Origin of the sequence: Endozoicomonas sp. ONNA2 (genome assembly GCF_024606365.1) — a bacterium.
Classification (GTDB): domain Bacteria; phylum Pseudomonadota; class Gammaproteobacteria; order Pseudomonadales; family Endozoicomonadaceae; genus Endozoicomonas.
In genome coordinates, this window is the sequence record NZ_JAHHPO010000269.1 from 1 (window position 1) to 11,426 (window position 11,426).

Annotated in this window: 9 protein-coding genes and 1 pseudogene; all 10 read left to right on the plus strand. The window is 51.9% G+C overall.

Annotation, left to right across the window (positions count from 1 at the left end):
- Window positions 1-361 precede the first annotated feature (361 nt).
- The gene (locus tag KDK14_RS04780; RefSeq protein ID WP_257263877.1) at window positions 362-988 is read left to right on the plus strand and encodes a DUF2796 domain-containing protein; all 627 of its coding nucleotides are present in this window, start codon (window positions 362-364) and stop codon (window positions 986-988) included.
- Between the two features lies 1 nt (window position 989).
- On the plus strand, window positions 990-1,733 hold the full coding sequence (locus KDK14_RS04785; protein ID WP_257263878.1) for an ABC transporter ATP-binding protein: 744 nt from the start codon (window positions 990-992) through the stop codon (window positions 1,731-1,733).
- Window positions 1,733-2,995 carry an ABC transporter permease gene (locus KDK14_RS04790; RefSeq protein ID WP_257263879.1) on the plus strand — a complete coding sequence of 421 codons (1,263 nt, stop codon included), beginning with the start codon at window positions 1,733-1,735 and terminating at the stop codon, window positions 2,993-2,995. The genes KDK14_RS04785 and KDK14_RS04790 overlap by 1 nt, the downstream gene beginning before the upstream one ends.
- Before the next feature lie 11 nt (window positions 2,996-3,006).
- Entirely contained in the window at window positions 3,007-3,543 is a 537-nt protein-coding gene (locus KDK14_RS04795; RefSeq protein ID WP_257263880.1) for a DUF3299 domain-containing protein, read from the plus strand.
- A gap of 156 nt (window positions 3,544-3,699) precedes the next feature.
- Complete coding sequence (locus tag KDK14_RS04800; protein ID WP_257263881.1) at window positions 3,700-4,194, plus strand: CinA family protein; 495 nt, start codon at window positions 3,700-3,702, stop codon at window positions 4,192-4,194.
- A gap of 135 nt (window positions 4,195-4,329) precedes the next feature.
- Entirely contained in the window at window positions 4,330-5,427 is a 1,098-nt protein-coding gene (gene recA / locus KDK14_RS04805) for a recombinase RecA (RefSeq protein WP_257263882.1), read from the plus strand.
- Window positions 5,428-5,431: 4 nt separating this feature from the next.
- The gene (locus KDK14_RS04810) at window positions 5,432-5,884 is read left to right on the plus strand and encodes a regulatory protein RecX (protein ID WP_257263883.1); all 453 of its coding nucleotides are present in this window, start codon (window positions 5,432-5,434) and stop codon (window positions 5,882-5,884) included.
- Between the two features lie 206 nt (window positions 5,885-6,090).
- On the plus strand, window positions 6,091-8,724 hold the full coding sequence (alaS, locus tag KDK14_RS04815; protein ID WP_373691031.1) for an alanine--tRNA ligase: 2,634 nt from the start codon (window positions 6,091-6,093) through the stop codon (window positions 8,722-8,724).
- A 406-nt stretch (window positions 8,725-9,130) separates the two neighbouring features.
- A complete protein-coding gene (locus KDK14_RS04820) occupies window positions 9,131-10,372 on the plus strand; it encodes an aspartate kinase (RefSeq protein ID WP_257263884.1) in 1,242 nt (413 codons plus the stop codon).
- Window positions 10,373-10,767: 395 nt separating this feature from the next.
- Window positions 10,768-10,932, plus strand: a pseudogene (csrA, locus tag KDK14_RS04825) (carbon storage regulator CsrA); the annotation flags it as partial.
- Between the last annotated feature and the right edge of the window lie 494 nt (window positions 10,933-11,426).

The following is an 11,426-nucleotide window of genomic DNA, read 5'->3' on the forward strand; positions in this document are numbered from 1 at the left end:
CACAGTGCCAGCACAAGGAGTCAGAAATATATGATTTCATATGGTTAGCTACTTAGAGTGGCAGTGGACCCACCCCCTCAGCCATTGGGTCGGATGGCCTTTTGACAACAACCTCAATGTTTGGTTTTCAGGTAAAATAATCCGGTGCTGTTCAGGTCCTGATGCCTGATCAAACACCGTATCAATAGACTCTGGCTTCATCTTTTGGAGATTTGGTATTTGTTATGTTATAACAATTATCATTTTCAGATTGGGTACTGATCCTTTCAGAACATGGTGAGGGCTATACCGAAAGGAATCGCAGAAGATATAAAGTCTGTACCAAGAAGGTTTATTGATTATTTTCTTTCAGGAATTGTGTATGCGTCACGTTTTAAAAATGGCCGTTGTTGCCTGTGCCATGGTTTCATCAGGTCTTTTCGCCGATGGATATCGACAGGCCGATGTCCATGTACATGGAGCCGGTCATTTGAATTTTGCCATTGAAGGTCGTCAGGTTCATATTGAACTGGCAACGCCGGGGTTTGATATTCTTGGCTTTGAATCCATCCGTTCGGACGTTCAGCGCAAGCAACTTAAAGATGCCCTGCAGGCGCTTGAAAAAGGTGATTTATGGTCTTTTACACCAGCGGCGTCTTGTACCTTGAAAGCGGCATCGGCGGCGGTCAACGGTGAGCATGGAGAAGATCATCATAACCATGGTGGCCACCACGACTCACACCATGGCAGGCATAGGCACGATGACCATCACGCTCACCACGACTCACATCGTGAGAAGCAGGCACACGATGAGCACCATGAGTCAGCACACATGGATATTGCCGCCACTTATGTTTATGAGTGTGCCAATATTGCCGGGCTCAACAGTATCTCTACCCGGCTGTTTCAGCGGTTTGGCAACAGTGAGCAGTTGCAAGTTCAGGGCTTTACCGATGCTGGCCAGATAGCCGGTCAGATGAGCCGTCAGCGACCAGAGGTGCGCTTCTGATATGAGCAGTCTCGGTCAACCGGTAATTCATATTAAGGATGTCCAGTTTGGCTGGCAGCCGGGAACAGCAGTTCTGGATATACCGGAGCTGTTGATCCACCAGGGTGAGAAGGTGTTTATCCGGGGGCCTTCAGGGTCCGGTAAAACCACGCTGCTGGGGCTTCTTGGCGGCGTGCTTGCACCGGTTGTCGGTGCTGTCTCGGTGCTGAGAAACGACATTGGTTGTTTCTCCCCGGCACGCCGGGATCATTTTCGGGCAGATCATATCGGTTTTATCTTTCAGATGTTTAACCTGATCCCTTACCTGTCGGTGGTTGACAATGTCACACTGCCGCTGGGTTTTGCCAGCATGCGCCGGGACAACCTGCAATCCAGGGGCGTTGATGCCAGGCAGGAAGCGATTCGACTGCTCAACCATCTGGAACTCACCAATCCGCAGCTATTACTCAGGCCAGTGACGGAACTCAGTATTGGCCAACAGCAGAGAGTGGCGGCAGCCAGAGCGTTGATTGGCCGTCCTGATCTGGTGATCGCCGATGAGCCCACCTCGGCGTTGGACAGTGATACCCGTGAGGCGTTTATTCGCTTGCTGTTTGCTGAATGCGAGGCCGCTGGCAGTACGCTGGTTTTTGTCAGCCATGACTCTGCCCTGGAAGCCTTGTTTGATCGCTCTGTTGCCTTGCATGACATTAATCGGGCCAGTCAGCATCGACCAGGGTCAGTAGACCAGCCGGAGGTGATGTGATGTCAATAATGCATCTGGCGGTGAAAAGTCTGAGTAACCGGAAAACCACGGCATTGCTCACCATTTTTTCCATTGCCATCAGTGTGGCTTTGCTGCTGGGCGTGGAAAGGGTTCGGGTTGAGGCCCGGAACAGTTTTACCAGTACTGTGTCCGGTACCGATCTTGTGGTCGGTGCCCGCAGCAGTTCACTTAACCTGCTGCTCTATTCGGTGTTTCATCTGGGTAATGCCACCAATAACATCACCTGGGAAACATACCAGGAGTTGTCCTCCAATCCGGCGGTCGCCTGGACTATCCCCATTGCCCTGGGAGACTCCCATCAGGGCTTTCGCGTGGTGGGTACCGCTCAAACCCTGTTTGAGCACTTTCGTTATGGTGATGATCAGCCCATTCACTTCAGCAATGGTAAGCCATTTGATGATCTCTATGATGCGGTGATGGGTTCTGAGGTGGCGGCAGTTCTTGGTTATCAGGTTGGTCGGGAAATTGTACTCAGTCATGGGGTTGAAAGCCGAAGCCTGCAATCGCATCAGGATAAACCCTTCAGGATTTCTGGTGTGTTAAAGCCCACTGGCACCCCTATGGACCGGGCGGTAATGATCTCTCTGGAGGGCATTGAGGCGTTGCACGTTGACTGGGTCAATGGGACGGCGCCGAATGCCCTGTTCTCGGTTTCCGCCGATAGGGCACGGGCCATGGATTTGCAACCATCCAGCATAACCGCCTATTTTGTTGGTTTGAAGTCCCGGGTGGCGGCCTTTCGGTATCAGCGGGCGGTGAATGAGTATCGTCATGAGGCACTGACGGCGATCTTACCGGGTGTTGCCCTGGGGGAGCTCTGGCAATTGGTGGGTTCGGCTGAAAAGGCATTGCTGGCGGTTTCCGTGATGGTGGTGATTGCCGGGTTGGTTGGCATGCTGACCACCATTTTGACGTCACTGAATGAACGGCGCAGAGAGATGGCCATTCTCCGTTCAGTCGGGGCCCGACCCGGGCATATCTTTACCCTGATGATAACCGAATCCCTGATCTATGCCATCACGGGCACCCTATTGGGCTTCCTGCTGATGTATGGAATGCTGTTCGCCATTCAACCGGTATTGCCAATGCAGCTGGGTTTGCACATGACCATTGGGTTACCGGGTATTTATGAGTTGATTCTGGCGGTCGCTATTATTGTCTCGGCGACCATATTGGGTGCAGTGCCTGCCTGGCGAGCCTATAAGCATTCATTAGCGGATGGTCTGACGGTCAGGCTGTAGGAGAGCGAACAATGATAGCAGGAAGACAACGCCCAGGCTGGCTGGTCGTGGTGCTTATACTACCTTTTATGCTGGCGGATTTTGCCTTGGCTGCGAAGATTGCAAGCCCTGAAAAACCTCCCGTCAGAGAGATTAACTGGGATGACCTGATGCCGCCGGTGGATGAGGAAATTGTCCGCAAATATGAGGCCGGTGAAATCAGTCAGGAAGAGGCTATAGAATATGTTGAGGCGCTGGGCAAAATTCCGGTAGACAGTGTGAATCTGCAACGGGTCAAAATTCCCGGTTATCTGGTGCCACTGAATATTGGCAAGGATCAATCAGCCACTGAGCTGTTGCTGGTCCCAACCCTGGGTGCCTGTATTCATGTACCGCCACCGCCCCCCAATCAGACCATTTTTGTTCGCTATGACCAGGGCATAAAAGTGACAGAAGCGGGCTACACCCCCTACTGGCTGGAAGGGGTGATCAGGGTTGAAAATAATACCTCCGAATACACTGACGTTGTCTATGCCATAACGGTGGAAAGCCTCAGGGCGTTCGAATAACCGGAGGGTATGCCTTGCCCGGGATTTTTCAGGACAAGGTTTCCCTGGACAACATTGCTGTGGGGTATTCGATGATAACGTGTGAAGACTTCCCCTATTCGTGTTATAACATCCCATCCTGATTGGCTCTTCTGATAACCGCACTGGCGAGTGACCATGGAACCTACACTGCATTCTGCTACGTCCGCTATTGTCAGTGAAATTGCTGAACTCCTGATGTCCAGGGGCTGGACCCTGTCTATCGCGGAATCCTGTACCGGTGGTGGTATTGGCCATGTATTGACTGCATTGCCCGGTAGCTCTTCCTGGTTTGATGGCGGTGTCATTTGCTATGCCAATGGCGTAAAGGCGCATCTCCTTCATGTGCCGGAAGTGTTGCTGAATAAATACGGTGCTGTCAGTGAACAGGTCGCTATCGCCATGGCCCGGGGTGTCCGCAAGCTGTTGGCAACCGACATTTCCCTGGCCGTGACCGGCGTTGCCGGACCCGGCGGCGCGACACCGGAAAAGCCTGTGGGAACCGTCTGGATTGCCTGGAGTACTGGGCAGGAAACAGCCGCCAGGCACTTTCATCTTGCGGGTGATCGGGATCAAATCAGGGCGCAAACGGTTGTCAAGGCATTGCAGGGTGTTCTGACCCTATTGACCTGAAACGTTAACCTGAAAAAGCTTCGTTCCAATCGAAGTAACAAATATACTGGACAAATATCCAGTATATGTTTAAATGTACAGTATTTTTATTGAGCTGTTCCTGAAGAAGTCAGCATCGAACTGAGGGCGTGAAAAATGGATGATAACAGAAAAAAAGCGCTGGCAGCAGCACTTGGCCAGATAGACCGACAGTTTGGTAAAGGTGCCATCATGCGGATGGGCGACCAGAAGCAGGAAGCGATTCCTGCGATTTCCACCGGTTCCCTGCAACTGGATATCGCCCTGGGTATTGGCGGTCTGCCCAAAGGCCGTGTCATTGAAATCTTCGGTCCTGAATCGTCCGGTAAAACCACGCTGACCCTGAGTGTTATTGCCCAGGCGCAGAAGCAGGGGGCCACCTGTGCCTTTGTTGATGCGGAGCATGCCCTGGATCCCCAGTACGCGGGTAAGCTGGGTGTGAATGTGGATGACCTGTATGTCTCCCAGCCGGATACCGGTGAACAGGCGCTGGAAATCACCGATATGCTGGTCCGTTCCGGTGCCGTGGATGTCATCGTTGTTGACTCTGTCGCTGCCCTGGTACCCAAGGCAGAAATTGAAGGTGATATGGGGGACTCCCACGTTGGGCTCCAGGCCCGTCTGATGTCTCAGGCCCTGCGTAAGCTGACCGGTTCCATCAAGCAAACTAACTGCATGGTGATCTTCATAAACCAGATCCGTATGAAGATCGGTGTGATGTTCGGCAACCCGGAAACCACGACCGGTGGCAACGCACTGAAATTCTACTCTTCTGTGCGTCTCGACATTCGTCGTACCGGCTCTGTGAAGCAGGGCGATGAGGTTATCGGGAACGAAACCCGTGTCAAAGTGGTGAAGAATAAGGTATCACCGCCATTTCGTCAGGCTGAGTTCCAGATTCTGTATGGTCAGGGTATCTACCATATGGGCGAAGTGATTGATCTGGGTGTCAAGCTGAAGCTGGTGGACAAGTCCGGTGCCTGGTATGCCTATAAGGGAACCAAGATTGGTCAGGGTAAGGCCAATGCTGCCCAGTACCTTTCTGATAATCCGGAAGTGGCGGCGGAAATCGAAGTCACGATTCGTGAAGAGTTAATGAGCACGCCGGAGAAAGACGCCGCAAAAAAAGCCGCAACTGAAGCCGGGAAAGATGCTGGCAAAAAAGATGACGATGCAGCGGCAAGCGTGCAGCAGGACGAACTGCTGGCGGACTGATTGAATGTCTGCGGCAGTTGTTCAATCGGTAAACGATGTCCGTCGGGCTGCCATGGATCTTCTGGCCCGGCGGGAACACGGTTTTAGTGAACTGGCCCGAAAACTCTCGGGCCGTTTTCCCCAGGCACTGGTTGTTGACGCGCTTAACCGCTTGCGCGAAGAGCGATTGCAAAGTGATGACCGTTTTGTTGAAAGCTATGTCTATAGTCGTCAACAGCGAGGCTTCGGTCCGGTTCGTATTAAATCGGAGCTGTTTCAGAAGGGAATTGATAGCGAGTTGATCGGTCAATACCTGCTGGAGCAGGACGACCACTGGGATGAACTGGCCAAAGCGGTGAAAGAGCGAAAGTTTGGAGCCTCTGCTCCTGGCAATAAAGAGAGAGCCCGGCAAGCCCGCTTCCTGGCCCAGCGGGGATTCTCCAGGAGCCAGATATACGCCGCTTTGTCTTCCTCATAATCGTAGTGAGAAAACCCGGTAACTAGCCCGTTAATGATCGGGCAAAGTGATCATTTTTTTCTGCTGTTTCTATATAATCCTCGCTTTGCGTAAATTTACCATGAAAATGCTGCCATTGTGATTTTGTTGCCATTTTCGTGTTTGGGCGTGGGCGGCCTTTTCCGCTCATGGCTGTCAAGTGATAACTCCCCCGGTGGGAACTGTATATGAAGACTAAAGAAATACGTTCTGCTTTTCTGGAATACTTCAGGGAAAACGGCCATGAAGTGGTTGCCAGTAGCTCGCTGGTACCCCATGACGACCCAACCCTGCTGTTTACCAATGCCGGGATGAACCAGTTCAAAAACACTTTTCTGGGTCGCGAGCAACGTGACTACAAACGTGCCACCACTTCTCAGAAATGTGTGCGTGCCGGGGGCAAGCATAATGACCTGGACAACGTCGGTTATACCGCTCGGCACCATACCTTCTTTGAAATGCTGGGTAATTTCAGCTTTGGTGATTACTTCAAGAAAGAAGCGATCCATTTTGCCTGGAACTTTCTGACCGGCACGCTGAAGCTGCCTGAAGAGCGTCTTTGCGTCACCATTTATGCCTCTGACCATGAAGCCTACAATATCTGGTTAAACGACATTGGTGTTGCCCCGGAGGATATTATCCGCATTGGCGACAACAAGGGAGCGCCTTACGCTTCCGATAATTTCTGGCAAATGGGCGACACGGGCCCCTGTGGTCCCTGCACCGAAATTTTCTATGATCACGGTGACCAAATCCGGGGTGGCCGTCCGGGTACCCCGGAAGAAGACGGTGACCGTTTTATTGAAATCTGGAATATCGTATTCATGCAATACAACCGTCAGGCCGACGGTGACATGCAACCACTGCCCAAACCATCGGTTGATACCGGTATGGGCCTGGAGCGTATTGCTGCAGTGATGCAGCATGTCAACAGCAACTACGAGATTGACCTGTTCCAGACACTGCTGAACGATGCTTCTGATATCCTGGGTGGCGTTGCCACAACAGAAGCCTCCCTGCGGGTGATTGCCGACCATATCCGCTCCTGCAGTTTTCTGATCAGCGATGGCGTTATGCCGTCTAATGAAGGCCGGGGCTACACGCTGCGCCGTATTATCCGTCGTGCCTGCCGTCATGGCCACAAGCTGGGGGCCAGGGAGTCCTTCTTTTATAAGCTGGTGGGTTCACTGGTGAAGGTGATGGGCGAGGCGTATCCGGATCTGGCGAAAAACCAGGTACAAATTGAACGGGTCCTGCTGCAGGAAGAGGAACAGTTTGCCCGTACCCTGGATAAAGGGATGAAACTGCTGGAAGAGAGTATTACTGCTCTGCAGGCGAGCGGGCAGGGGGATGTGATCTGCGGTGACACACTGTTCACGCTGTATGATACCTACGGTTTCCCGGCAGACCTGACGGAAGACATTGCCCGGGAACGTGGGCTGAAAGTGGATATTGCGGGTTTTGAACAAGCACTGGAGGCTCAACGTGAACGGGCTCGCGCGTCCAGCAAGTTTGGTGTTGATTACAACGACCAGCTGGTGATTGAAGGCTCAACCGCCTTTACCGGCTACGAGAGCACGGCAGGTCAGGCACGCGTTCACTCCCTGTTTGTCGGTGGTGAGCAGGTAGAACAGATCGGCGAAGGCCTGCAGGCAACGGTTGTCCTGGAACAGACGCCATTCTATGCCGAGTCCGGTGGTCAGGTGGGTGATACCGGCCTGCTGAATTTTGCCACTGGTTCTGTTCGTGTTGTAGATACCCGCAAGCAGGGTGATCACCACCTCCATATTGTGGAAGTGGTCTGCGGTGAACTGAAGTCTGGCGATGAAGTATCCGCCGATGTTGATGCTGACAAGCGTCATGCTACCTCACTGAACCACTCGGCAACTCACCTGCTACATGGGGCCCTGAGACAGGTTTTGGGTGATCATGTCACCCAGAAGGGCTCGCTGGTTGATCCGGAGCGTCTGCGCTTTGACTTCTCCCACCCGGAAGCGGTCAAGCCGGAAGAACTGAAAGCCATTGAGCAGCTGGTGAATGAGCAGATTCGTGCCAACACCCTGGTACAGACTGAACTGATGGATATGGACGCTGCAAAAGCCAGGGGTGCCATGGCGCTGTTCGGCGAGAAGTACGATGACCAGGTGCGGGTACTGACCATGGGGACCGATAACTTCTCCATCGAGCTGTGTGGCGGTATTCACGCCAGTCGCACCGGAGATATTGGGACGTTCCGAATTGCAGCGGAAAGTGGTATTGCCGCCGGTATCCGCCGTATTGAAGCGGTGACGGGGGCTGGCGCTGACGCGTTTGTGCAGACGTGCCTTGCCGAGCTGGACAACGCTTGTCGTATGATAAAAGCCAAACCGGACAATCTCCACGCCAAATTGCAGGCACTGATTGCCCAGGGCAAGAGTCTGGAAAAAGAGCTGCAGCAACTGAAGCAGAAGCTGGCCAGTGCTGGCAGTTCTGATCTGGTGTCTCAGTCGGTAGAGGTGCATGGCGTTAAACTGCTGGCCACAGAACTTGAGGGGGTGGATCCCAGATCACTGCGTGACATGGTTGACCAGCTAAAGAACAAGCTGGGCTCCGGCATCGTTTTGCTGGCCACCAAAACGGATGGCAAAGTCTCTCTGGCTGCCGGTGTGACCAAAGATCTGACCGGTCGTGTCAAGGCGGGTGATCTGCTGAAGATGGTGGCTGGGCAGCTGGGTGGCAAAGGCGGTGGTCGTCCTGATTTTGCCCAGGGCGGTGGTTCTCAGCCGGAACATCTTGAAAAAGCAATGTCGTCTATTAAGGGGTGGCTGGAAGCTCAATTGTAAGGGATTTGGACAAGGTTGTTAGCGATTCTGACCGGTAACTGTCAAAACGGGTTGATTTGGCAGCCCGTTTTTTTATTGCTTCGGGGCATACACCCGGAGGCGATTCATGGTACATTCTGCCGTCGACTGAATGATAGAGATGGCAGCTTGTGCTGTCCGGCTCCTCCCTGAGTGACCGGGACGCTGAACGAGAAATTGAGGCTAAAAATTTCTGACTCTATGGAGAATAGCGGGGCTATTTGACGAACAAACAGGAATTTTTAGGCCAATTTATTGCAGCCGCAGCCGGTCAGCCTATTCTTGGACAGCCTCCCGGGTTCTCTAAACTTTTCTGGGCGTTGCAGCAGGGAGCTGGTACAGGAAAGCTTGACCACAGGTTATGGCTGATTGAAGTAGAACGAACAAGATGGCGCTGATAGTACAGAAATTTGGCGGCACCTCAGTAGGCACCACTGAACGCATTCAGGGGGTTGCTGATAAGGTCAAAGGGTTCCGCGAACAGGGGCACGACGTAGTCGTGGTGGTTTCCGCCATGAGTGGTGAAACCAACCGACTGGTGGAGCTTGCCCGATCCATGCAGTCACAGCCGACGCCACGGGAGATGGATGTTCTTCTGTCCACGGGCGAGCAGGTGACCATTGCTCTTTTGAGTATGGCCCTGAATGAGCGGGGCTGTCCTGCCACATCCTATACCGGTGGCCAGGTAGCCATTGTGACTGACAGTGCCCATACCAAGGCCCGCATCAAGCGGATAGATACCGAACGTATCGTCAGGGACCTGGCGCTGGGGCGAGTGGTCGTAGTTGCCGGTTTTCAGGGGCGTGATGAACAAGATAATATCACCACCCTGGGCCGGGGTGGTTCGGATACCACAGCGGTAGCTCTGGCGGCTGCCCTGAAGGCGGATGAATGCCAGATATACACGGATGTCGATGGTGTTTACACCACTGATCCGCGGGTGGTTGAGGGGGCCCGTCGTCTGGACAAGATCACCTTTGAGGAAATGCTGGAAATGGCCAGTCTGGGCTCCAGGGTCCTGCAGATCAGGGCCGTTGAGTTTGCGGGCAAATACAATGTTAACCTGAGAGTTCTGCATACCTTCCAGGATGGTCCTGGAACACTGATTACACTGGATGAGGGTATCGCCATGGAGTCACCGGTAGTTTCCGGCATCGCATTCAACCGAGATGAAGCCAAGCTAACGATTAAGGGTGTACCCGATATTCCCGGTGTGGCATCGCGGATTCTGGGTCCGGTCAGCCGTGCCAATATTGAAGTGGATATGATTGTCCAGAATACCGCTGCGGACAAGACCACCGATTTCACCTTTACCGTTCATCGTAATGATTATGATCGGGCAAAAGTGGTGGTTGAGCAGATTGTTGCAGAGCTTGAAGCCCGTGAATACCACGGTGATATGAAAATCGCCAAGGTTTCGATTGTAGGCGTTGGCATGCGCTCCCACGCGGGGGTAGCCACCAGGATGTTCGAAGCGCTGGCGGCTGAAGGGATTAACATTCAGATCATCTCAACGTCCGAAATCAAGGTCTCAGTTATCATTGCAGAGAAATACCTGGAACTTGCTGTTCGGGCGCTCCACTCAGCTTTTGAGCTAGACAGGGAACCAACGGAAGATAATGGGGTCTAAATCTACATATAAACTAAAATTCTGATCCCTGCGAGGGGGCTGTCTGTTCCGATTCCACCTTTGCAGGCAGGGAACGAGCAGGATCATCAAGTCATCAAATCATTTCCGGCAGGTAGAAATACGAATGGAAATCTTGAACTTGGTGACTAGACTGGGTTTGCTGAATAATTCTTAAGCATGAATGGTTAAGCTGGCATATACTATATTACTTTGAACTGAGTACTCAAGCAGTTTAAAGGTCAAGTAACTCAGATGAACTATTGTCTTAATTTTGGCTTGTGTCGTGTAATTTCACGCAACCATTCCAGGTGATTTCATCAGCTTCTAACCAATTTAACAGCGTGCTCAGAATTGACGGTTGTAGACTTAACAGAGATGTAAATAAGGAGATTGAAATGCTGATTCTGACTCGCCGCGTAGGAGAGACCCTTATGGTTGGGGACGAGGTCACTGTCACAGTTCTGGGTGTAAAGGGTAATCAGGTGCGTATCGGTGTTAACGCACCGAAAGAAGTTGCTGTTCATCGGGAAGAGATTTATCAGAGAATTCAAAAAGAGAAAGAGCACAAGAAAGGTAGCACTGGTCGCTCTTATGAAGATGAAGGTTATGAATCCGGCTATGAATCAGAACCTTATGAATCTTACTGATAACCAGCAAACTGTCGTTTATGTCTTTGGGTTGATTCTCGGGCACCCTAAAACTGCCCGGCGTCTGGCATAAAGACTTTTTGTTAGGCTAACTATTCAGCATCTATACTTTGTAATAACCAATTGGACAGGATACAACATATTGATTAATGTATTTTATTACTTGGCTATTTTTAGGCGATTTCTCAAAAATTAACCAGAATTAAAGTATTATTAATTAATATATATGTAGTGGTTTTGTCTTATCGGTCATCATCTGATATGCCTCTTAGGAATCGTCCTTAATTAATTCCGACATCTTAAACTCGGTCTCCGTTCATCCTGAGCGGAGTTGAAGGATGACTGGCAAGATATCGAGGCCGGAGTACACGCCCTTCGACAGGCTCAGGACGAACGGAGTTTCGAGG